This window comes from Emergencia timonensis (genome assembly GCF_900086585.1).
In the GTDB taxonomy this organism is placed as follows: Bacteria; Bacillota; Clostridia; order Peptostreptococcales; family Anaerovoracaceae; genus Senimuribacter; species Senimuribacter timonensis.
The window spans coordinates 623,849-646,388 of sequence record NZ_FLKM01000009.1 but is presented as its reverse complement, the minus strand read 5'-3'; the positions used below and the strand labels follow the sequence as shown (position 1 = coordinate 646,388).

Annotated in this window: 20 protein-coding genes; 4 read left to right on the top strand and 16 right to left on the bottom strand. The window is 48.9% G+C overall.

Annotated features, from left to right (window positions below):
* Nucleotides 1-21: 21 nt before the first annotated feature.
* The 8 genes from BN6539_RS13970 to hrcA all read right to left on the bottom strand — a co-directional run bounded on the left by BN6539_RS13970 (nucleotide 22) and on the right by hrcA (nucleotide 9,226).
* The gene (locus BN6539_RS13970; protein ID WP_067539767.1) at nucleotides 22-693 is read right to left on the bottom strand and encodes a hypothetical protein; all 672 of its coding nucleotides are present in this window, start codon (nucleotides 691-693) and stop codon (nucleotides 22-24) included.
* Nucleotides 686-1,018 carry a PadR family transcriptional regulator gene (locus BN6539_RS13965; protein ID WP_067539765.1) on the bottom strand — a complete coding sequence of 111 codons (333 nt, stop codon included), beginning with the start codon at nucleotides 1,016-1,018 and terminating at the stop codon, nucleotides 686-688. Before BN6539_RS13965 ends, BN6539_RS13970 begins: the two co-directional genes overlap by 8 nt.
* 135 nt (nucleotides 1,019-1,153) lie before the next feature.
* Nucleotides 1,154-2,119, bottom strand: a complete 966-nt coding sequence (prmA, locus tag BN6539_RS13960) for a 50S ribosomal protein L11 methyltransferase (protein ID WP_067539762.1) — start codon at nucleotides 2,117-2,119, stop codon at nucleotides 1,154-1,156.
* A gap of 460 nt (nucleotides 2,120-2,579) precedes the next feature.
* Nucleotides 2,580-3,998: an MFS transporter gene (locus BN6539_RS13955; protein WP_067539759.1), complete on the bottom strand. Its 1,419-nt coding sequence runs from the start codon at nucleotides 3,996-3,998 to the stop codon at nucleotides 2,580-2,582.
* Nucleotides 3,999-4,127: 129 nt separating this feature from the next.
* Nucleotides 4,128-5,279, bottom strand: a complete 1,152-nt coding sequence (dnaJ, locus tag BN6539_RS13950) for a molecular chaperone DnaJ (RefSeq protein WP_067539757.1) — start codon at nucleotides 5,277-5,279, stop codon at nucleotides 4,128-4,130.
* A gap of 261 nt (nucleotides 5,280-5,540) precedes the next feature.
* Entirely contained in the window at nucleotides 5,541-7,424 is a 1,884-nt protein-coding gene (gene dnaK / locus BN6539_RS13945) for a molecular chaperone DnaK (protein ID WP_067539755.1), read from the bottom strand.
* Nucleotides 7,425-7,632: 208 nt separating this feature from the next.
* Entirely contained in the window at nucleotides 7,633-8,187 is a 555-nt protein-coding gene (gene grpE, locus BN6539_RS13940) for a nucleotide exchange factor GrpE (RefSeq protein ID WP_067539749.1), read from the bottom strand.
* Entirely contained in the window at nucleotides 8,180-9,226 is a 1,047-nt protein-coding gene (hrcA, locus tag BN6539_RS13935; RefSeq protein WP_067539744.1) for a heat-inducible transcriptional repressor HrcA, read from the bottom strand. The genes grpE and hrcA overlap by 8 nt, the downstream gene beginning before the upstream one ends.
* Before the next feature lie 279 nt (nucleotides 9,227-9,505).
* On the opposite strand from hrcA, the gene BN6539_RS13930 reads away from it, so the two are divergent.
* The gene (locus BN6539_RS13930; RefSeq protein ID WP_067539741.1) at nucleotides 9,506-10,117 is read left to right on the top strand and encodes a nitroreductase family protein; all 612 of its coding nucleotides are present in this window, start codon (nucleotides 9,506-9,508) and stop codon (nucleotides 10,115-10,117) included.
* Between the two features lie 254 nt (nucleotides 10,118-10,371).
* Here the strand turns inward: BN6539_RS13930 and BN6539_RS13925 are convergent, their stop codons facing one another.
* On the bottom strand, nucleotides 10,372-10,602 hold the full coding sequence (locus BN6539_RS13925; protein WP_067539738.1) for a type II toxin-antitoxin system HicB family antitoxin: 231 nt from the start codon (nucleotides 10,600-10,602) through the stop codon (nucleotides 10,372-10,374).
* Between the two features lie 215 nt (nucleotides 10,603-10,817).
* Nucleotides 10,818-12,251, bottom strand: a complete 1,434-nt coding sequence (locus BN6539_RS13920; protein ID WP_067539736.1) for a purine-cytosine permease family protein — start codon at nucleotides 12,249-12,251, stop codon at nucleotides 10,818-10,820.
* A 157-nt stretch (nucleotides 12,252-12,408) separates the two neighbouring features.
* On the opposite strand from BN6539_RS13920, the gene BN6539_RS13915 reads away from it, so the two are divergent.
* Nucleotides 12,409-13,152, top strand: coding sequence for a creatininase family protein (locus BN6539_RS13915; protein ID WP_197492890.1), 744 nt, complete (start codon nucleotides 12,409-12,411; stop codon nucleotides 13,150-13,152).
* 28 nt (nucleotides 13,153-13,180) lie between these two features.
* Here BN6539_RS13915 and BN6539_RS22775 read toward each other — a convergent pair whose 3' ends face one another.
* The 6 genes from BN6539_RS22775 to BN6539_RS13890 form a co-directional block, all read right to left on the bottom strand.
* Nucleotides 13,181-13,348: a hypothetical protein gene (locus BN6539_RS22775; RefSeq protein ID WP_207645100.1), complete on the bottom strand. Its 168-nt coding sequence runs from the start codon at nucleotides 13,346-13,348 to the stop codon at nucleotides 13,181-13,183.
* A 239-nt stretch (nucleotides 13,349-13,587) separates the two neighbouring features.
* Nucleotides 13,588-14,694: a DegT/DnrJ/EryC1/StrS family aminotransferase gene (locus BN6539_RS13910; RefSeq protein WP_067539734.1), complete on the bottom strand. Its 1,107-nt coding sequence runs from the start codon at nucleotides 14,692-14,694 to the stop codon at nucleotides 13,588-13,590.
* A gap of 2 nt (nucleotides 14,695-14,696) precedes the next feature.
* Entirely contained in the window at nucleotides 14,697-15,629 is a 933-nt protein-coding gene (locus BN6539_RS13905; RefSeq protein ID WP_067539732.1) for a dimethylarginine dimethylaminohydrolase family protein, read from the bottom strand.
* Nucleotides 15,630-15,635: 6 nt separating this feature from the next.
* Nucleotides 15,636-16,568, bottom strand: coding sequence for a dimethylarginine dimethylaminohydrolase family protein (locus BN6539_RS13900; protein WP_067539731.1), 933 nt, complete (start codon nucleotides 16,566-16,568; stop codon nucleotides 15,636-15,638).
* Nucleotides 16,569-16,633: 65 nt separating this feature from the next.
* Complete coding sequence (locus tag BN6539_RS13895) at nucleotides 16,634-18,163, bottom strand: Na+/H+ antiporter NhaC family protein (RefSeq protein WP_067539729.1); 1,530 nt, start codon at nucleotides 18,161-18,163, stop codon at nucleotides 16,634-16,636.
* A gap of 218 nt (nucleotides 18,164-18,381) precedes the next feature.
* Nucleotides 18,382-20,190, bottom strand: coding sequence for a sigma 54-interacting transcriptional regulator (locus BN6539_RS13890; RefSeq protein ID WP_067539727.1), 1,809 nt, complete (start codon nucleotides 20,188-20,190; stop codon nucleotides 18,382-18,384).
* A gap of 168 nt (nucleotides 20,191-20,358) precedes the next feature.
* Between BN6539_RS13890 and BN6539_RS13885 the strand changes: the two genes are divergently transcribed.
* Nucleotides 20,359-21,549, top strand: coding sequence for a pyridoxal phosphate-dependent aminotransferase (locus BN6539_RS13885; protein WP_082907527.1), 1,191 nt, complete (start codon nucleotides 20,359-20,361; stop codon nucleotides 21,547-21,549).
* Between the two features lie 13 nt (nucleotides 21,550-21,562).
* A complete protein-coding gene (locus BN6539_RS13880; protein WP_067539725.1) occupies nucleotides 21,563-22,540 on the top strand; it encodes a succinylglutamate desuccinylase/aspartoacylase family protein in 978 nt (325 codons plus the stop codon).

Below are 22,540 nucleotides of genomic sequence, written 5' to 3'. Positions count from 1 at the left end.
GGCAACCTCCTCGCAATAGTCTTAAGCCGGAATTCTGGTCTCTACGACTCTATGAACGACAAATGCCAAAGCAATGCCTGCAACTGCTATAACCATGTTGAACTGCACTGCATAATGGCTCAATAAGAGATTTGCACCTACAAAGAATCCCGCGATTAAGAAGAAAAGGCAAAATCCTTCTATAAAAAGCTTCATCTTGCTCTCTTTCTTTGGCTCCTGAAAGGCACCTTTGCATATCACATAGACGACCAGATTGGCAATGATTACAATCATAGTAAAGTTTAACACATCTGCTGCCGATAGGGAATAGGTTAAAAGATGATTCTTCTGTCGAAGGTTGTCGATGAGATTGAATATCACGCTGATTGTGCCTAAAATATACAGACACATGCAGATCATATCGAACACCTCCAGGACTTTTTCTTTTTGTCCTTTCGGCGGAAAGGTGTCGATAATTTCATCGCAGAATCCCTTATAATCCTCACCGATGACCTGCCCGATTCCCTGGCCTCGCTCCTGACCGTCTAAAATCATATGGATAACGTCTCTGCGCACCAGTTCCTGACTATATGCAGGCAGACGTGAAACTCGCAGATAGACGACGATATCGGTATAGATTTCCTCGCTGGCATCCCAAATTTTCTTTTCTTCTATTTCATTTTCAGCCGCTAATGCCCGTGTTCTCTTATCCATTCCTTTTACCTCCCTCTAATACTGAATCCACCGCCTCACTGATTGAGCGCCAGTTCTTCTGAAATTCTATCAGACTCATTGTTCCAGCCGCTGTCAAATGATAGTACTTCCGCTTTGGACCTGCCGGGGATGGTTTCAATTCGGCGGCAATGCTGCCGCTCTTCTCCAGCCGCAGCAAAATCGGATAGATGGTTCCCTCTGCCACCGCCCCAAAACCATAGCCTGCCAGCCTGGTTGTAATTTCATAACCATAGGTTTCGTCCTCTTCAATGACAGCCAATATGCAGCCTTCCAAAACGCCTTTTAACATCTGTGATGGAATCATTTTTCTCTCCTTTTGAACAAAACAGACTACCTTGTATTGCAAGATACAACTACATTGTAATACAAAGTAGTGCGGTTGTCAATGGCAAAAAAAGAAGCCTTGATTTTTCAAAGCTCCCTTCATCTATTTCTAAAGCTATGCCTTTGCCACAATGCAGCACCAGCCGCCGTCTTCTCTGACTTCCATGATGGCAAAGCCCTTCTTTCTCAGATGCTCTACTACTTGCAGTTCTTTTTCTACTAAAATTCCGGAAGAGATAAAGTAACCGCCCTTGACCAGGTGCTTTGCCGCGTCTTCTGCCAGCATCATGACCAAATCGGCCATCAAATTGGCTACGATGACGTCTGCCTGATAGTCGACGCCTTTGGTCAGATCTCCATATTGCGCCTTGGCCACAGTATCCACCTTGTTCAAAACGATATTTTCCTCTGCGACTTCCACCGCCACCGGATCAATATCGATGCCCAATACCTCCTTCGCTCCCAAAAGAGCCGATGCGATGGACAAAATGCCGCTTCCGCAGCCTACGTCCAGTACCTTGTCATTCTCTTTTTGATAGGATTCCAGCATCTTCACGCAAAGAGACGTCGTCTCATGGGTTCCCGTTCCAAAAGCCATGCCCGGGTCGATCTCGATGACCAGGTGATTCTCTTTGTTTTCGTAAGGCTCCCAGGTCGGTTTAACCACCAAACGCTGAGAAATCTTTGACGGCTTGAAATACTCTTTCCACTTGTCTTTCCATTCTGCGTCGTCATCCAGCTTATTGGTAACCTGCAAAGTGCCAAAATCCATGTTCTGACCAAACTCTCCTGCCGCAGCCTTCGCCTTCAGCTCTGACATAGCAAGTTCAATTTCGCGAATATGCGTCCGATTCTCTTCCGTATCTTCAAAGTATACCGTCACCTTGGGCTTGTCCTTCATCTTTTCGATGATCTCATCATCCAGATAGTCCCAGTCGTAAGTCTGCTTCTTGTCCATCAGATCTTCGATATCCCTGGGATCTTCCACTACAGTATTCGTAATACCCAGATTCATCAGTTCGCTGATCACAGCCTCGATGCCCTGGCTTTCTGTTTCGATGTTGATTTCTATATATTTCAAAATGTTCCCTCCAGTTCATTCTATCGTACATCACACGCAAGATATTTACTTTTCTATCCTCTTCATCTATGCAATAAAAGATATCCTAATTTCCGACCAGTACTAATCTAATTTTATAATCATTTAATTCCTTGCCTATTACGACCGGTGCTCTTTCAGGCATGAGAGCCAATGAGAGCACCTTCTTTCTAATCGTGACAATTCTTCCCCTGTAGTATATTTTTGCCTTGCGTCACTGACTTCTGTAGCCAATGGCTTTGACATTTTTTGCGGACATACTATCGGTGAAATCTGAATCCCTCCATCAGCGATACGAATTATAACTGATCTCCTTCCCTCAATCCCAACTCATTAACTATTGCCTTCGGAAATTTCTTACTTCCATTCTATCATACACCTTTGCTCGCCGCAAGGAAAGCCGATATCCCGCCTGCGGCAGACCCGCCTGGCAGTCCTTTGATCAAAAGATGTCCCCGTACTCTTCCAGGTTCACGGCTTCGCCCCGCCTGCGTCTTTCCACACCTTCCAGTATCCGCGGGAAGGTGTTTTTGTTGATGGGATAACGGCTGATGACAAATGCCACGATCAGCATGCCGATTCCCGGAAGAAGGGAGAAGCTGTTGCTGACCCAGGTGAGGGCAGACGCGCCCTGTACTGCCGCCGCTTCGTTGAAGCCTGCCTGCTGCAGGATAATGCCCAGAATCTGTACGCCTGCCGCCGCAGACAGCGACTCCGACAATGCCTGCAGGGAGATGACCGCTCCCGAATGCTTTTCGCCGGATGCCAGTTCTTCCACCTCGCAGACATCATAGATCATCGACGGCATCAGCTGCCAGTAGCAAGTGTTCCCTACGGCAAAGAGCCCGCACATGAGACAACTTGCCGCAAAGGAGCTGACTCCGACAAACCTTGCCCCGATGAGGATGACCCCGCTGAATATCATGCCAGCCATGAAGGTGAGCTTTTTGTCCGTTTTGCCCGCACAGGCTGCAATAAAAGGAGTGAGTGCGATGCCCGCCACGGTCATCAGCAGTGTGATCGCCGAAATCTGCACCGCAGGCAGCCCCAGGTTATACGTAAAGTAGTAGACCAGATCCGAAGCGAAGATCGTGTTGGCAATGAGATAGATCAGGCTGGCGCCGATGATGTACCTGATCGGTTTCAGCTTCAGGATCTGAAAATATTCTCTGAACATATTCTTGATGTTCTCTGCAGTCAGGATCTTCTCCTTATCGGGATCCTTTACAAAGCCCGGCACATCGGTCTTTTTGATGGTCAGTGCGCAGATCAAAAGCGCCGCCCCGCTGGCAATCCCTACGGTCATGCCCACTGCCGACCAGGACTGTTCCAGCGTCCTGCCAATGCCCATGAGGAAGGCGACCAGTACCGACGGCAACACCATGCCGAGACCTTTTCCGATTTGATTGAACACATAGACGTAGGACCGCAGCACCGTCCGCTCGTGATAATCGCTTGTCAGCTCAGACCCCCAGGTCATATACGGGACAAAGAAGATGGCGAAGCACCACCAGAAGAGAATCGTCATCAACCCGTAATATATGACTTTGAGTCCATAGCTCATGTCTATGGAGGTAAAGAGCAGACTGGTGACAATGACCGCCGGTACCGCCGCCACCAATAGGAAAGGCTTCCTCTTGCCAAATCTGGTTTCAATGTTATCTGACAAAAATCCGCTGATCGGACCGCAAAAGGCTTCCCAGATGCATCCAAGTGCCAGGATGGTTCCTGCCGCTGCCGGCTTGATGCCGACCACCGTCGTCAGGTAAAAGAGCAGGAACGTCTCAATCAGCGTGAACATGGCGTTGTCCGCCAGCCCGCCGATGCCATACGATAATTTTGTATGAAACTTCAAATTCAAGATACCACCTCCGTATTCCTACTTATATTTTAAAGCACATGATCGCCCCATAGTCAAGAGCCTGCATCATTTTCGATTAAAAAAGAGCTAACGCACTTGAAATTATCAAGCACGGCAGCTCTATTTGGACTATTTAAACAAATCTTTCATTTTTTCCGCAAAACCGGACTTTTTCTGATAGCAGTTGTTATCCAGGGCTTTGCCCATCTCTTCCACAGCCTTTTTCTGTTTAGAATTCAGCTTGGTTGGAATTTCCAGCACGACCTTTACATACAGGTCCCCCATACGCCCGTTTCTAACGTTTTTCATTCCTTTGCCTTTCAGTCTGAAGACCGTGCCTGGCTGCGTTCCTGCCGGAACTTTATAGGATACCTTTCCATCGAGAGTCGGTACAGTAATTTCATCTCCTAGTGCCGCCTGATTGAAGGAAATTGGAATATCTAAGTATAAGTTATCCCGATCGCGTTTAAACATCTTGTGTGGTTTCACTGTAATTACCACGTACAGATCGCCGCTAGGACCGCCGTTTTCACCTGGTTCGCCCTGCCCTCTGATAGGAATAACGCTGTCGTTATCTACGCCTGCAGGAATATCCACGTTGATTTTGATATTCTTGCGAATTTTCCCAGTGCCTCCGCAGTCAGGACACGGCGTATCAATAATCGTACCTTTCCCTCCACAGTCAGGACATGGTCCCGTGCTCTGGAACTGTCCAAAAGGCGTTCTCTGCACTGTATGGACCTGACCCGTTCCGCCGCAATTGCCGCAAGTCTTCTTCTCTGTGCCGGGGGCGTTTCCTTCTCCTTTGCATTTCGGACACTGTACGTATTTGTTAATGCTGATCTCTTTCTTTGTTCCGAAAGCGGCCTCTTCAAAGTCGATGGTAATCGCTTTCTGCAGATCTCTGCCTTTCATAGGGCCATTTTTTCTGCTGGCGCTTCCGCCGCCAAAACCACCGCCAAACATACTGCCAAACATATCAAATATATCGTCAAAACCGCCGCTTCCGCCGCCAAAGCCTCCGAAACCGCCACCCCCAAAGCCAGCATTTGGATCTACGCCGGCGTGGCCAAATCGGTCGTACTTGCTCTTTTTATCAGGATCTGACAAGACGCTGTACGCTTCATTGACTTCTTTAAACTGCTCTTCTGCAGTTTTATCACCTGGGTTTTTATCGGGATGATATTTCATAGCCATCTTTCGGAAGGCTTTCTTTATCTCATCGTCGCTTGCACCCTTTTTCAGGCCAAGGACTTCATAATAATCTCTTTTTTCTGCCATAACTTTCACCTTCCTTCTTAACGCAGTAAAATTTGCTCCTGGCGGGCCTCGCCGCCATGAGCAAATTTACATATCATATTGCGAATTTAACAATCTTCGTGCGCCCGAAAACTCATTCACAGCTGTCGCTGCGTTATAAAGCGCTGAGAAATTTTTGCAGTACACAGGTTTACCGAGTAATTGTGAGTGCGCGTACTCGAAGTACGCAATCGAGCAATTGCAAAAGCAAACTGCAGTAATGCGAAAATTTAGCAAGCTTTATTATTTGTCGTCGTCCACAACCTCATAATCCGCATCAACTACGTTATCCCCTGCAGGACCGTTATTAGCAGCGCCTGCATCTGGACCGGCGCCTGCCGCACCCATGTTCGGGTCAAAACCAGCTGCACTTGGATCTACGCCTGCTGCCTGTGCCTGCTCGTAAAGTTTTGTGGAAATTGCGTGGAACTTCTCAGTCAAAGTTTCTGTTTTGGCTTTGATGTCCTCTGGATTATTTGCTTCCAGAGCCTTCTTCAGCTCTTCTTTCGCATCTTCAACAGATTTCTTTTCATCGTCAGAAATCTTGCCTTCTAATTCTTTCAGTGCCTTCTCTGTCTCATAGACCAGATTTTCAGCCTTGTTTCTCTCTTCGATTTCTTCTTTTCTCTTCTTGTCTTCTTCTGCGAACTGTTCTGCTTCTTTTACCTTCTGATTGATTTCATCTTCAGAAAGGTTTGTGGAAGAAGTGATTGTGATTCTCTGTTCCTTACCAGTTCCCATATCTTTTGCGCTTACGTTTACAATACCGTTTGCGTCGATGTCGAAAGTAACTTCAATCTGCGGAATTCCACGAGGAGCAGGTGCGATACCAGTCAGCTGGAAACGTCCCAGTGTGATATTGCCGGCTGCCATTTCTCTTTCACCCTGCATTACATGGATGTCTACCGCCGTCTGATTGTCAGCAGCAGTTGAGAAGATCTGGCTCTTCTTTGTAGGAATTGTCGTATTTCTTTCGATCAGCTTTGTTGCAACGCCGCCAAGTGTCTCGATGGACAGGGAAAGTGGAGTAACGTCCAGCAGCAGTACATCGTGTACTTCGCCAGTCAGTACACCGGCCTGGATAGCTGCACCGATGGACACGCATTCGTCAGGGTTGATGCCCTTGAACGGCTCTTTGCCTGTAACTTTCTTGACTGCGTCCTGTACTGCCGGAATTCTTGTGGAACCACCGACCAGGATTACCTTTGCCAGGTCGTTATTTGATACGCCTGCATCAGCCATGGCCTTCTTCATCGGTTCGATTGATTTATTTACCAGGTCAGCAGTCAGCTGATCGAATTTTGCTCTTGTCAGATCCATGTTCAGATGAAGCGGACCATCAGCCGTTACTGTGATGAACGGCAGATTGATGTTTGTAGTCTGTGCGCTGGACAGCTCTTTCTTTGCTTTCTCAGCAGCTTCTTTCAGTCTCTGCAGCGCCATCTTGTCTGCTCTCAGATCTACGCCGTTTTCTTTTGCGAAGGTATCTGCCAGGAAGTTCATGACTGCATTGTCGAAGTCGTCGCCGCCCAGATGTGTATCACCGTTAGTAGCTAATACTTCAAATACGCCGTCGCCCAGTTCCAGGATGGATACGTCGAAAGTACCGCCGCCCAGGTCGTATACCAGAATCTTATGAGATCCTTCTTCTTTGTCAAGACCATAAGCCAGGGATGCTGCAGTCGGCTCGTTGATGATTCTCTTTACTTCCAGTCCAGCGATTTTTCCGGCGTCCTTGGTTGCCTGCTTCTGTGCGTCAGAGAAATAAGCCGGTACTGTGATAACCGCTTCTGTTACTTTCTCTCCCAAATACGCCTCTGCATCAGTTTTCAGTTTTGTCAAAATCATAGCAGAAATATCCTGAGGTGTATATTTTTTGCCATCGATTTCTACAGTGTGGTCTTCACCCATATGTCTTTTGATGGATGCGATGGTTCTCTCTGGATTAGTAACTGCCTGTCTCTTTGCAGTTTCTCCAACCAGTCTCTCTCCGTTCTTTGCAAATCCTACCACGGATGGAGTTGTTCTGTTACCCTCTGCGTTTGCAATTACGACCGGGTCTCCTCCCTCAAGTACTGATACGCAGCTGTTTGTTGTTCCTAAATCTATACCTATTACTTTAGCCATTTTGTTTTCCTCCTTAAAATTTCTCTAAAATTCTTTTTCTGTAGACCTTTGGTTGATCAATTCAAAAGCTTGAAACTCTATCAGTTTCATTAACCTGGATTTTTTTCGCAGTACACAGGATTGCAAGCTGATGCGTAAGGCGCGGACTCGAAGTACGTAACCCCGGGCATCTGGTGCAGCAAACTGCAGTAATGCGGAAAAAAGATGGTTAATTGTTGACCTTGACCATAGAAGGTCTGATCACTTTTTTATTGAGTAAATACCCCTTTTGCATGACTTCTGTGACTTTGCCGCTGTCATAATCGTCATTGTCCTCCGTCATAACCGCGTTGTGGAAATTAGGATCAAAATCCTCTCCAAGCGCATTTATTTCTTCCAGCCCTGCCTTTTCCAGCACCCCAGTGAGCTGTTTGAAAATCATCTTCATTCCTTCGACATAAGAGTCGTCTGCTTCTTCGTGGAGCAGCGCCCGTTCGAAGTTATCTATCACATCAAGCAGCTGCGATACGAGTTTCTCATTCGCATATGCATAAATGTCACTTTTCTCTTTTTCAACTCTTCTCTTGAAGTTCTGAAAATCAGCCATCAATCTCAAGTATTTTGTATTAACCGCCTCGTCTTCTTCACTATTCGCCTCAGCATCTGCCGCATCTTCCGGCTGTTCCTCCCTGACCTCATCTTCTTTAGTTTCTTCAGTGTCGGGAGTTTCATTCTTAACTTCTTCGTCAAGTTCTTCATTTACTTTTTTTTCTTCGTTATTCATTTTCCTTTTCACCGCCTTCTAACTGGAATGTACTGTTCAGATTATCTGTCAAGTACTCTATGATGGATGTAATCTCATCATATCTCATTCTTGTCGGTCCAATTACACCAATCTTTCCAACTAACTTGCCATCTACATGATATGTTGCCGTAATCAGCGAGCAATCATTCATCAAATCATCAGCGTTTTCGTCACCGATGGTAACAATGATGCCATCTTCTCTTTCCATCAATCGCTTTGTAAAGTCTTCTTTCTTGTCTAGCAGTGAAAGGAAGCTCTTAGCCTTCTCCAGGTCGTTATATTCAGGAATATCGAAGATATTTGTCAGACCGTCCATATAAAGGTTGACATTGAGCATGTCTTCCAGGGTCTTCATAAAATTTGGCATGATGTTCTCTGCCAGTCTGCTCATTGCTTCGATATCAGATTCAAAGTTTGAAATAATGCGACTTTTCAGGACATCTGTAATTTTCTTGCCATTGTAATTATATGTTATATTCTTTGCTAAGATCTGAAGGCTTTCTTCCGTGTACGGCACCTTAAGCTTGAGGGCTGTGTTAGAAACCTTACCGCTTTCAGAGACAATCATCAGAACGACTGTATGCTCATCCACCGGCAAAAGATTGACAAACCGCAATGTGTCCTCATTCTGTGTAGGCGACATAGCAAAAGAAGTCAAATTCGTAATCTCGGAAAGAATTCTGGCCGCGTGTTTGATGGTTTCGTCAAACTCGTTTACGTCTGCTCTCAGCTTCTCAGCAATTAAATTCTTTTCCACTGTAGTCAGCTCGTGCCTTTCCATCAGATGGTTTACGTATAGTCTGTAAGCTTTATCTGACGGTACTCTGCCTGCAGAAGTGTGTGGGTGTGATAAATATCCCATTTCTTCCAAATCGCTCATCTCATTTCTGATCGTAGCGGGGCTGATACCCAGATCAAACTTCTTGGAAAGAGTTCTTGAACCAACAGGTTCTGCAGATCTGACGTAATCACTGATGATTGCCTGCAGGATTTTTAATTTTCTTTCTGTTAATTCCATACATCATCTCTCCTTTATTAGCACTCACTCAATTTGAGTGCTAATCACTATATATAAGATACTACTGAACCTGCTGAATGTCAACACCCTTTTAGAAATTTTTTTTGTTATTTCGGTGAAGTTTCTCTACATTATTATGTCACAATATCAAACAGCATTTTATCAAAATCAACAAATAGCATTAATTTTTTTTGTTAATATTCATAATTTCATTATTGCACTATTGGCGTGATTGTGATAACCTTTGATAAACAAAACCCAAAGAGGAGGACATCACATATGAACAAAAAATCACAAGAGTTGTTGGAGGAATCTCGAAAACGCCGTACATATAGACAGTTTTTACCTGATTCTTTGGATATGGACGTCATAAAAAACTGTGTTTTAACGGCTGGAACGGCGCCCAACGGCGCAGACAAACAACCGTGGCATTTTACCATCGTCACAGATCCTGACGTGAAACAGCGCATCAGAGAAGAAGCCGAAAAAGTAGAAAAGAACTTTTACGAAAAACAAATAACCGACGAGTGGCAGGCGGATTTAAACAAACTTGCAGTAACCTGGGAAAAACCATTTCTCACAGAAGCGCCATGTTTGATTGTCATTTTCAAGGAATATTACCGCATGCTGGAGGACGGCACGAAGGATAAGAATTACTATGTTAACGAGTCCATCGGCATCTCCATCGGTTTCCTAATCAACGCCATCCGCAACGCGGGCCTGGCAAGTCTGACCTATACCCCGGCTCCACCTACGTTTCTCAGAGACCTGCTGGGACGCCCGGAGGGAGAAACACCGGTCATGATCCTGGTCGTCGGCAAGCCTGATCCTGATTATGAACTGCCGACACTGCGAAAAAAATCATTTGAAGAGATTGCAGATATCATATAGATCGACCAAAACCTGCCATCCGGCGCAAAGGCCCTATTTCGAGGTGCCTAGCGCCGGATTTTTGATGTGAAAGCTGTATTTAGGAAATGCATCGGCGCCGCCTCAAGATATAAACTGTAAAAAATAGAATATACAGGAAGCGAATAGAGCCCTATACCGAGAAAATCGTCTTAGATGGGCTAGGTTTCCGCTTCTGGCACCAAAAAAACGGCGCTGCTCGGGGTAAAACCCCCACTTTGCGCCGCCTGGACCTGTTATCTGTCTTCTTCCTTCTCCACAGCCTTCCTCAAGGCGTTTTCTACATACTGATTCAGCGAGCAGTTATCCCGCACCGCATGATAAGCCAGCTCTTTGTGAAGAGCCGGATCAATTCTCACATTGAACTGCCCTTTAAACGCTTTCTCCGGCTTACGGCCAAGGCTCTCACAAGTCTCAAGATAATCGTCCACTGCTTTATGAAATTCTTGATACCCGAAATCATTCAATATTTTTTAGTTCTTGATAGGTAAAATCTTTTGGAAACGATTCTATTCTTTTTATCAGTTTTTCTATTTTACTCATCTTTTCACTTTCATCTGTAACTGTATTATAGTTACATTATAATATATTGTCTGCAATTTGTGAACACACAGCAAAACCCTCCGCAGCAGCTTTATACATCAACTGCCCGGAGGGTTCTTCTATTCATATTAGGAAGTTTTTATTTCCCAAGTTCTGCTACGACCTTCGCATCCGTCTTTGCATCCGGTGTCACTTTGTAGATGATGATGTACAGTACAAAGGATACCAGCAAAGCGAACAAGCCGGAAGGCAGTCCGTAAGGCAGAGCTGTCACGTACTGGAATACGAAGCCCAGGACAGCGCCTACAGCAAAGGAGATCACCCCTGCCCAGCGTACAGCCGGCTGTTTTTCCAGCGCTTCGTGGTCGTACTTCTTCTCTTTTCCGACCACGAAGAAGTCCGCCAGAATCGGCGCTGCAAGAGGCGGCGCAATGGCGCCCAATGCGTTGATGAAATCAGCGAAGAAGAGCTGATAGAAGGCTGCCGCGCCCAGAATCGTTCCCAAGACACCGATGACGATGACGATGGTCTTGCGCTGCGCTTTGACGCCAAAGACATCCAGCGCCGGACCGGTATACATGGAATTGCAGTATAACTCTGAGTTATCCGTGGTCCACAGAGCCGTCGTCCATACGACAACGCCCAGAATCGCCAAAATGATCCCTGCTCCCAGCATCCAGAACACGTAGTTGAACTCCCCATTGACTACGACGCCGATGTAACCGACAAAGTTCAGAATCGGGTTTGTCATGACAAAGCAGGCTGCTGCGCAGAGCCACACTGCTTTTACCGATTTGTTAAAGCGGAACATATCCACGCCCATGATCGCGCCTGCAATCCAGCTTCCCACAACGATGGTGATGCCGTCGCCCAGGCCCATGCCGCCTAGTTTACCTGCTTCATTCAGGAATGGACCGACGCCGCCTGCCTGTGAGATGAAGACCACACCTGCGATGACCGCTACGATCAGAATCAACGGTGAGAATACCGTAGCAACCTTTTCGATGGCAGACATTCCCCGTACGGCAGTATATGTAAAGACTGCACCAAAGATGGCACAAGCGAGGAATTCCTCTAAGCTGATCGGGTTCATGCCCTCCATGCCAAAATTCTCCGGATTGATTACAGTGATACCGGAAGGATTTCCGATCCACTTGCCCCAGACTTCGCCCACCATGCCGGCAATGCTGGCAAACCAGCCCAGCGTCAGCAGGGACATGATGAACAGCGGGATGACGACCCCCTTGCTTCCATAAGAAAACTTGGACAGCAGGGCCAGATTGTATCCTGTCTTCTGCGCTGCCACACCCAGGAAGGAAGTCATCACATACAGCGCTCCCATGCCCAGGGCAATGGCCCAGAATGCCATCATCGGACCCATTCCGCCTGTTCCTCCGTAACCGGCCAGGTTGCCTCCCACGATCAATCCTGTCACCGCATATCCGAATCCGATCCAGACCATGAACTGACTCCTGGTTGATCGCCTCGCATCCAGAGGAACCGGTTCCAGCATGAATTCGCCGTCAGTAGTCAGAGCTTCTGCCACTTTAGCTTTTTTCTTCTCTTCTGTCATTTTACGCTCCTTTCAATTAAGCCTTAGATAATACCGATAAATTTACTTCGATTATATCGTTTCCGCTATTTTCCGTCAATCTTTATTGCAATCAAAGCATATTAAAGTTATAATTTAATCAAAATGAAATCAATCTTTATGCAGGAGGAACTATTATATGGCTATGAACGAATTATTTAAAATGACGGCACATCAGGTAAAGGAAGGAAACTTCAACAAAGCGATTCTGGCAATCGGATCCTGTGAAGCCCACGGCCAGCACATCGCAGAAGGCTGCGACACCTTGGTTTCCTACAAGCTGTCCAAGCAGATTGCGGACCAGGTGGAAGGCATGCTGGTACTGCCTCCGATCACTGTAGGTTACAGCGGACATTACGATTCCTTTCCTTTCACACTGACTTTGAGCTATGATACGACGACGCAGGTGATTTACGATATCGTAGAATCCTGTATCCGCCAGGGAATCGACCACATCTTCCTGATGAACGGCCACGACGGAAACATCGCTCCAATCGAAGTTGCTTCCAGAAAGATCAAAGAAGTATATCCCCAGGCACAGATTGCAGCCCTGACACAGTGGTGGGTAGCCGCAGGAGACCTGCTGCCAAAAGACACCTTTGAGGTCTGGGGCGGCCTGGGCCACGCCGGCGAAGGTGAAACCTCTATCGCTTATCATCTCTTCGGAGACTGGTGTGAGCCGGAGCTGGCAACATCTGTCGTTCCTGACCTTCCGGAATATCTGGACATCAAATGGGACTTCTCCGAGCTGACCGATACAGCACAGACCGGCGATGCCACAAAGGCTACGGCAGAAAAAGGGAAGATGATGAACGACGCCATCGTAGAATACGTGGTAAAGACACTCAAAGAACTGGACGCTAGAGGGTGGAAATTTAAATAACAGAATCTATAATTGGGCAGGGGCCACGTCAAAGTCCTGAAACAATTTGTGCGCCTTCATTTCCAAAAAAACTGGGATTAATGGCACAAAACGCTGTCTGAACCTGCCTTCGCGCCTTCATTTTTGATGTTTTTGAATTTACTTGCGCTACTCCCTTTGCAAAACGGCGAGAAACAAGCAAATTCGTCTTTTTCATCAATCTTTAGGGCCGCTTTAGAAGCTGCACACTCTCAAAAATGGAAAATAAAGGAATTTTACTTGCACTGAATTACTGAAACGCGCAAGCAGTGAACAAGAATTTGCAAATGAAGGCGCATTGGTTTACAATAATCAAAAAATCCGCCAGAACTAAGCAAAAAATAGAAAATGAAGGCGTATCGGTTTCATACGCCCTAATCGAAAGGACGCGGCATAATGCCTCGTCCTTTCTTCCTGTCATCCATAATATTCTCTTATCACCTCTGCAACGTATTTCATCTGCGGGAGGTCATAACGCTGGTCACATTGCAGCATCAGGTTGTGAGCTGACAGATAGACCGCATCCTCCCCCGGCTCATAGTATTCCACCGGCAGGAGCCACTGAATCTCCGGAATGACATTCCGTTCCACCAGATGCCGATAAAGCCCGTCCCGATCCTCTGCCAGCAAGGTCAGCCCAAATGGCACGTAATCACCGCCAGCATCCAGGGGGCGACTGAGAATCTCAATTTCCTCAAGTCCTGTAAGCTGCTCATAGAGATAACGGTAATTCTCTATCCGTTTCTTCATCAGAACGTCCAAATCCGTGTTGAAGAGAATCGTCCGCGATGCCGCCGTCATGCGGCGGGGCGTCAGATCCTGATACCTGCTGGCATTGGCCGCCTTTTCGAAACGCAGGTAAGGCGCCTTGTCCATCTGGGGATTCATCTCATACTGCATGCGCACCACGGAAATCAGCAGTTCCCAGTAAACACTTTCGTCATAAGCAGGTTCCAAAGTCTGCAGCTTTCCGCAGGTTCCATCTTTGATGGCAAGCAGGCCGCCGTCGGTCATCGGAAACCACTTCCTGGTGCTGGCTACGATGTAGTCGCCAAAGCCCATGCGCTCCCTGTCCTTAGAAAACAGCGCCTGGGTGATATCCTCCATGATCAGGATATCACGAGACGCAGCCATTTCTTTGACAGCCTGCACCACCTCCAAAGGCTGGGGCACGGAGAAATAGTGAATCAGGTAGATCATGCCCACGTCATCAGCCAGCTTCGCAGAAAGATCCGCAAGATCCACGGTCAAATCCGCCTGCACCCGATAGAAATCATAGTCGATACCTGCCCATTCCACCGCACTGATCACCGACAAACAGAGGTAATCGGGCAGCAAAACCTTCTTGTGCCGCATCCTGTCCGCACAGTGCTTCATGGCGTAGACCGATGCCGTCCGCCCGTTGTTGGTGTAGATTTTCAGGTCGTAGCCGCCCTCAGAGTCAAGGCGCAGATCGAAGTCCTCTCCGGTCGGCTCTGCGCACAGCAGGCCGCCGTCTACGCTGTAAAATCCGCCGATCAGCATATCTAGTCCTCTTTCACTTCGTAGACAGGGATATCGTCTCTCTTCAGGAAAGCCGTCAGGCAGTGGACGGAACCGCCGCCTTTCTTGATTTCCTCAAGATCCAGCTCGATGACCTCGATGCCTTTTTTGTTCAGTAATTCCACAGTCCTCGGCGCTCCCTTCGGCATGACGATCTTGCCCGGCTCCAAAGCTACGGAGTTTGCGGCGAAGTTGATCTTCTCATCAAAGGCAGGGATCTCCACAAATTCAAAGCCCCTCTTCTCCAGTTCCTCGTAGATGATGTCCGGCGTGATATAAGGATAGGTCACGGCCACGTGGGTGTCCACGATGGACAGGAAGCCGTCCAGGTGGTTCTGGTTTCTGGCGATGGAGAGAGTGATAATGTTCTTCACACCCATGTCTCGGAAAGTATCGCTTACCTGTTTCAGCCCTTCCGCGTTGCAGCGGGAACCGGTGCCGACGATGACCGTTTCCTTGTCAACCCAGGTAGCGCAGGCGCCGTCAAAGATACCCTTGCCGTGGACGGTTTTGACGATAGGCACGCCCAGTTCCGCAGCCTTTTGGGCAGCATACTTCACTTCCTTGTGTCTGATTTCGATGCCCGGCCGGGTGACAATGACCCCCTCCGGGGTGCCCAGAATCAGGTCGTGACAGTACATGGCATTGGGACAGCCCGGATCCATCTCTTCCACATAGTTGACCTCGATCCCGTGATCTCTGTAAACCTGTGCCAGCTGGTCGTGCTCCCATCTGGCTTTCTCCACGTCGATGAAATCACGGAAATAAATCTTTGACGGATCGGTGATCCCTTCGATTTCCTTTCCCGGCCGATGCATCAGCACCGAACGCAGCTTGCCGATTTCTGAGGTCACGCTCCACTGGTCGCCCCAGACTTTTTCCAAATCTTCTCTGAATGTATGTAATTTTTCCATCATATCCTCCTATCCTCTCGCCAAAGTGGCGCTGCAGCAGTGTACAGAGCCCCAGCCCTTCAAAATCTCGTCAAAGTCCAAGCTGATGACCTCGACGCCGTTTTTCTCCAGGGCCTCCTTTGTCTTCGGATTTCCCTGTGCCTGGATGACCACGCCCGGACGCAGCGCCACGATATTGAGCCCCAGGGAGAACCTGGCTTCATCCTGATCCGGCGCGTCGATGATGTTGTAGCCCCTGTTCATCAGATATTCCACCACGTCATACGGCACCTGTCTGGTGTTGACGATGGCCTTGTCGGTATCGACAAAATTCATGATGCCGTCCAGGTGGGCATTGGTATAAGGGATGGGCACAGTCAGAATCGTCTCCACTCCCTGCTCTCTCAGCACCTGGGCAACCTGGTTGTAACCGGTTTCGTTGGTTCTGGAGCTTCTGGCCAGAATTGCCGTCTTCCTGTCAACCCACAGACAGTCCGCACCCTCAAAGGTGCCTGTGCCAGTGATGGTCTTGACGATGGGGATATTCAAAGCCGCCAGAGCCTTTGCCATAGCCACTTCTTCCCCTCTGCGCACAGGCAGAGCCGGTCTTGCGATGATGGCACCTTCCGGCGTCATGAACATCAGGTCGCGGCAGTAAACGGCGTTGGGACGGTCTTCCCTCTGTTCGTCGAGGAAGTAAACCTTGACGCCGTTTTCCTCATACAAATCCACCAGGCGTTGATGAGCCTCTCTGAATTTATCGGGGTCGATGCCTTCCCTGAATCTGGCTTCTTCCCAGCTGAATTCATTGATTTCACTGCCCGGCCTTCTGAGCAGGACGCTTTTCAGCGGCGCACACTGGGAACTGATACCCCAGTCTCCCCAGTAATCTCTGATCTGTTCCTCAAAAGGCGTCTCGTCCCTTCGTAAGTTTTTATCTTTGTTCAATTCTAAAAATGCCATTTATTCTCACTCCTTCTATCCATTAACATAGTGAAGCCGAAAGTCAGGCTCCACTATGCTTCGTGCTATGCGATATTTGCAGTCTCTTTTTCAGAAACTTGTTTTCCCCAGATCTTGGAGAGCACCATGACAGTTGCCACCAGTAATACGATGCCTACGATCAGTACGGCGACGTTGGCCTTTGTCAGACCGGCAACTGCGAAGGTGATAATGGTGACGACGCCTACCATCAGCGCATACGGCAGCTGTGTCTTGACGTGCGAGAGCAGGTCGCAGCGGGCGCCGTTGGCAGAGAGGATGGTCGTATCGGAAATCGGTGAGCAGTGGTCGCCAAAGAGTCCTCCGGACAATACCGCTGCGATAGCCAGGTGCATCGGTGCGTTCAGCGCCATAGCCGCCGGTACAGCGATAGTCATCATGATGGAGAAGGTACCCCAGGATGAACCGGTGGAGAAGGATATGATGGCGCTTGCCACAAAGATGATCACTGGCAGCGTCCAGGCTGGCACGTTATCCTGCAGCATGTTGACGACGAACTCTGGTCCGCCCATGGCTTTGGTCACGCTGCTCAGTACCCACGCCAGAAGCAGGGTGATGAATACGCTGGCGATACTCTCCAGGCCTGCCACGTAATCCATGCAGATTTTCTTGAATGACTTGATCTTGAAAATCACCACTAGGATGATGTTGGCTGCCGCGCCGAATACGAATCCTGCGATCAGCGCGCCTCTCAGTTGGTCGCCATCGACGGATTTAAACGGAAACCCTTGCGGGCAGAGCATGAAGCAGAGGGTGCCGATCATCACCAGCAACGGAATGATCATGACCATCGGCCTGCTGTTTTCCAGCTTTGCGTCAGTGTCGATTTTGACTGCCTCTGCCACAACACCGTCAGGCTCCACCTGGCCGCGAAGGGCTCTCATCTCTGCCTTATGCATCGGGCCAAATTCTTTTTTTGTAAAAGCTACCAGCGGCACCATCAAAAGAGACAGCAGCGCGTAGTATTGAAACGGCCATACCTTCAGCAGCATGTCCCATTCAGCAGTCTCGATGCCTGCCGCCTTGAACTCCGTGCCCATGAGACCCATGATGTAAGCGCCCCAGCCCAGGAACGGAACCAGGATAGATAACGGAGAAGCCGTGGTGTCCAGAATCCAGGCAAGCTTCTCGCGGGAAACCTTCATCTTGTCTGTCAGAGGCTGTACGATAGGCCCTGCGATGATCGGACTTCCGATATCAGAGAAGAACACCATGATACCTGCTACCCAGCCGGCCATCTGCGCCTTTGCTCTGCTGTTGACAAACTTGGTTACCGAAGAGGCAAACGCATGGGCGCCTCCCGAAACCTCCAGCAGCTTTACGAAGCCGCCGATAAAAATCAATAATACCAGCACCTCCGCGCAATAGGAGTCCGTCATGTTGGGAACCAGATGATCCACCACATAGGACATCATCGCGTTAAAGGGGTTACCTCCTGCCATGACCATCAGGCCGGCAAAGGCTCCTACGAAGAGTGCAATAGAGATGTTTTTCAGCCACATTGCGATAACGATTGTAAGAGCGATAGGAAATAATGATAGAATGCCATAGTCCATTATGTATTTCTCCTTTCTTCTACGAGTATTCCATGTATCCCTAACAAGAGCAAAAAGTATGCCACATGCCAAGAGGCCGCCTCGAATCACCTCGGCAGCCCCTCTATCTACGCTTTCGCCCCTATTTCAGAAGAAAGAATTTTCTTAAATTTCCCATTCTCTTCCCGCTCACTATCGTTATCATTATTGATAATTTTTATCATTATCGATAATCTTTATCATTTTTGATAAGCTTTTAGGATGCGATACAGGGTGGCGATGCCGATGCCCAGACTATCCGCCGCATTCTTTTTTCCCTTGGTATCCCATCCGTATTTATCAAGTGCTCTCAGTACCTCGTCGATTTCCGCCTTCTTCCGGCGTTCTTTCAGGCTGTCAGCCCGCTCCCAGACATGTATATCTTCTGCCACATGCACTTCTGCTTCTGCTCCGGCAAGCTCTGCAGCGCCTTTGCGCTTGACCCGCTCGGGAATGCTGAAGCTGGTCAGAATCTCCTGTCCCTCCACGTTCAGCGCACATTCTATAGTGTTTTCCAGCTCTCTGATATTGCCCGGCCAATCATAATTGGTTAGAATCTTGGCAGCCTGGGGCGTCATGTCGTAGACGTTCTTGCGCAGAAGGGCCGAGTATTTCTCCATAAAATGCTTGGAAATAATGAGGATATCCTCGCTGCGCTCCCGCAGAGGCGGTATGAAAATAGGAATGACGTTGAGCCTGTAGTAGAGGTCGCTTCTGAACTCGTTGTTTTCAATCATCGTCTCCAGGTTGCGGTTGGTGGCGGCGATGACTCTGATGTCGATGGGGATATTCTTGTTTCCCCCGACTCGCTCGATGGTCCGCTCCTGGAGCATGCGCAGAAATTTGACCTGCAGAAAGATGGGGATGTCACCCACCTCGTCAAGGAACAGCGTGCCGCCGTTGGCAAGCTGGCATTTTCCAACCTTTCCACCCTTTTTCGCGCCAGTAAAAGCACCGTCCTCATAGCCGAAAAGTTCGCTTTCCAACAAAGTCTCCGGTATGGCACCGCAGTTGATGGCGACAAAAGGACCGTTCCGGCGGCTGCTCTGGTTGTGAATCGCCCGGGCAAAGAGTTCCTTTCCCGTGCCGCTCTCCCCTCTGATCAGTACGGTAGAGTCGCTGTCGGCAATCTTATAAGAGAAGGAGATCACGTCCTGAATGGCCTTTGATTCGCCGACGATATCGGAGAAATCCACCTTGTAATCAGACTCGTGGAGCAGTTTTGAGGCGATATTGCTGGCTTCCGAAATGCTCTTCATGATCAAGACCGTGCCGTAGTCTTTCCCCTCGTGCTCGATCTTCTTGGAGGTCAGCAATACGTTGGTTTCACCGTGTTCTCCCCTTATGGTAACTTCATTGTCTATGTACTCCTTCCGCCTGCGGATCTCTCGGATCGCCTGAGCCGGCAGAACCTCTGCAATGTCCGCGCCGATGAGATTCTCCGTAATGCCGAATTTCTTCGTCGCCGACTGATTGATTCGATAGATCAAACCCTGGTCATCCATGGCGATGACCCCGTCGTGGACAGAGTTGAGAATCGCCAGGGTCTCGTTGAGGTTGACCATCAGCTGATCCGCATATTCCGCCGCTTCAATCTTGCTGGAGATCAGTTCTGAGAGCTTTTTCGTAAAATTGACAAAGACATCCTTGGCGAAGAGGCCGCTGTTTTTCTGTTCCTCCGTAAAAGCGATCAGAGCCATGGCGCCGCGAATCTCCCCTTTGACGTGGAGGGGGGCGTAGACTGCTGCTTTTTCACGGCAGCTCGCCTTGTTTGCGCAGCCTGCACAGACGGGGTCTTCGCCGGGACGATTGATGATCAGTGTATCATTCTTCTCCATCACACTCTCGAAGATATTGGGGTTGACTACATGCTTCCCCACTTCCGCCTCATATTCGCCGGTACCTGCCACCCTGATAAAATCCGTATCGATAATGGTGATGACTACATTAAATAGCTGGGAGACGATCTCACAGGTCTCCTGCAAAAAATCATTATTGTTTTTCAGCATTTTCACACCTCGCTAAAAAGATTAACGTTATCATAGCATCTGTGGGCGAATCTGTCAAAATTTGTCGATATTCAGATTGGCACAATCCTTGCTTTATATACTTACATAAGGTCTGTCTCCCATTTTGGACCAGAACCGATACACGATATATCTTAAGGAGGTTTAATTATGACAAATAAAATGAAGCAGAGCGTGAAGATGGATGCCATTCCTTTCTCCGGTATCCGAAAGGTCTTTGAGGCTGCCGGTAAGTTAGAGAAAGAAGGAAAAGAGATCATTAACCTGGGCATCGGCCGCCCCAACTTCGATACGCCGGAGTTTATCAGGGACGCCGCCAAAAAAGCCCTGGACGACGGCTATACTTACTACACGTCCAACTACGGTACCGAAGGTCTGCGTCAGGCTGCCGCTGACAAGTTCAACCGGGATAACGGTCTGGATATGAAGATGGAAGACATCATCGCCACGGTAGGTGCCAACCAGGCTGTATCCATCGCCATGACGGCGCTGCTGGATCCCGGCGACGAAGTGCTGGTACCAAATCCTTCCTGGCTCCACTATTTTTACTGCGCTGATCTGGCAGGAGCAAAGACCGTCTCCTATCCTCTCTTAGAGGAAAACGACTTTAACGTGCAGATCGAGGACATCGAAAGGCTGATCAGTCCGAAGACGAAGATGATCATCGTCAACTCGCCAAATAATCCGACCGGCTCCGTTCTCAGCAGAGAAAGCCTGGAGAAAATCGCCAAGATCGCCAAGGACAACGATTTGATCGTACTTTCTGATGAAATTTACGAAAAACTGTTATATGATGATAGCAAGCACACCAGCATCGCCTCTCTGCCGGACATGGCTATGCGCACCATCATCATCAACGGCGTATCAAAGGCTTACGCCATGACGGGCTGGAGAATCGGCTTTGCCGCTTCCAAGAATCCGGACTTCATCAGCGCCATGATCCGCGTCCTGCAGTACACCGTGACCTGTGCCACTTCTGTCAGTCAGTACGCTGCCGAAGCCGCTTTGAACGGTCCTCAGGAATGTATCGAAGAGATGCGCGTCCAGTTCGACGAGAGAAGAAAGCTGGTATACAAATCCATCAACGAGATCGAAGGCCTCAGCTGCAACTGCCCGAAGGGCGCCTTTTACTGTTTCATGAACGTCAAAGCCCTGGGCATCACTGACGAGGAAGCGTCCGACTACTACCTCAACGAAGCCGGCGTCGCCATGATTCCGGGCTCCGCCTTTGGAGAATACGGCAGCGGCTACCTGCGCATCGCTTTCTCCAACTCCTATGAGAACATCGAGAAGGCCATGGGCAAGATCAAAGAGGCCACAGAAAAACTGCTAAAAAAATAAATCGGGAGGTCCCATGTTAAAAATCTTAGACAGAGAAATCAACAGAGGAGATAAATTCATCACAGATTACCAGGTGACAGACGGCCAGGGAGGCGAAACTCTGCTGCCCTATTACGTCATCGCCGGAGAGCAGGACGGCCCCGTCCTCTGCATCACGTCCGGCGTCCACGGCACGGAATATCCGGGCATCGGCGCCAATCTGAAACTGTATAACGACATACAGACCAAAGATCTGGCAGGCACCATCATCGGCGTGCCGCAGTGCAACTTCGCGTCGTTTCAGGCAAAGCAGCCCTTCGTCAATCCCATCGACGGCAAAAACCTCAACGACACCTTCCCGGGCAGCGCGGACGGCACCATGACGGAACGCCTCTGCCACATCCTGGTTCACGAGTTTGCAGCAAAGGCACAGTACCACATCGACATGCACAGCGGTGACAGCATCGAATGGCTCCACCCTTACGCATTTTACCATATCAACGAGCAGGATCCCGCCGTAACGGAAATTGCACGAGCCATGGCAAAGGTCTACGGCCTGAATTACGTCTCCTATACAGAGACTGCAGGTGCAGGGGCCACGGACAAGGGCAACTTCTATGCGGCGGTCAGTGAGCTGGGCATCCCCAGCATCCAGCCGGAAATTGGCGGCATCGGCCTCATCGAATGCAAGACCAAGCTGCTCCACTACAATGGCGCACGCAACGTGCTGATTCATCTGGGCATGCTGCCGGGCGTCAAGACAGAAAACAGCAGCCAGCAGGAGCTTTCCCGTTTCTATCGGCTCAAATCCGATTTTGACGGCATCTATCACTGCTTTGTCAGACCGGGAGACCGCATAGAAAAGGGGCGCCATCTGGCAACCATCACCGACTACCACGGCCAGGAGATCTACAAGGAGTTCTACGCAGAAGAAGACTGCGTCATCCTCTGGGTCATGTCAACCTTTGCGGCCTGCAAGGGAGACAATCTGATGGCCATCGGCGTCATTTAG

Coding starts and splice junctions, on each gene's coding strand:
- BN6539_RS13970 (WP_067539767.1), bottom strand. CDS start 693: ATGGATAAGAGAACACGGGCATTAGCGGCTGAAAATGAAATAGAAGAA.
- BN6539_RS13965 (WP_067539765.1), bottom strand. CDS start 1,018: ATGATTCCATCACAGATGTTAAAAGGCGTTTTGGAAGGCTGCATATTG.
- dnaJ (WP_067539757.1), bottom strand. CDS start 5,279: ATGGCAGAAAAAAGAGATTATTATGAAGTCCTTGGCCTGAAAAAGGGT.
- dnaK (WP_067539755.1), bottom strand. CDS start 7,424: ATGGCTAAAGTAATAGGTATAGATTTAGGAACAACAAACAGCTGCGTA.
- grpE (WP_067539749.1), bottom strand. CDS start 8,187: ATGAATAACGAAGAAAAAAAAGTAAATGAAGAACTTGACGAAGAAGTT.
- hrcA (WP_067539744.1), bottom strand. CDS start 9,226: ATGGAATTAACAGAAAGAAAATTAAAAATCCTGCAGGCAATCATCAGT.
- BN6539_RS13930 (WP_067539741.1), top strand. CDS start 9,506: ATGAACAAAAAATCACAAGAGTTGTTGGAGGAATCTCGAAAACGCCGT.
- BN6539_RS13920 (WP_067539736.1), bottom strand. CDS start 12,251: ATGACAGAAGAGAAGAAAAAAGCTAAAGTGGCAGAAGCTCTGACTACT.
- BN6539_RS13915 (WP_197492890.1), top strand. CDS start 12,409: ATGGCTATGAACGAATTATTTAAAATGACGGCACATCAGGTAAAGGAA.
- BN6539_RS22775 (WP_207645100.1), bottom strand. CDS start 13,348: ATGAAAAAGACGAATTTGCTTGTTTCTCGCCGTTTTGCAAAGGGAGTA.
- BN6539_RS13910 (WP_067539734.1), bottom strand. CDS start 14,694: ATGCTGATCGGCGGATTTTACAGCGTAGACGGCGGCCTGCTGTGCGCA.
- BN6539_RS13905 (WP_067539732.1), bottom strand. CDS start 15,629: ATGATGGAAAAATTACATACATTCAGAGAAGATTTGGAAAAAGTCTGG.
- BN6539_RS13900 (WP_067539731.1), bottom strand. CDS start 16,568: ATGGCATTTTTAGAATTGAACAAAGATAAAAACTTACGAAGGGACGAG.
- BN6539_RS13895 (WP_067539729.1), bottom strand. CDS start 18,163: ATGGACTATGGCATTCTATCATTATTTCCTATCGCTCTTACAATCGTT.
- BN6539_RS13890 (WP_067539727.1), bottom strand. CDS start 20,190: ATGCTGAAAAACAATAATGATTTTTTGCAGGAGACCTGTGAGATCGTC.
- BN6539_RS13885 (WP_082907527.1), top strand. CDS start 20,359: ATGACAAATAAAATGAAGCAGAGCGTGAAGATGGATGCCATTCCTTTC.
- BN6539_RS13880 (WP_067539725.1), top strand. CDS start 21,563: ATGTTAAAAATCTTAGACAGAGAAATCAACAGAGGAGATAAATTCATC.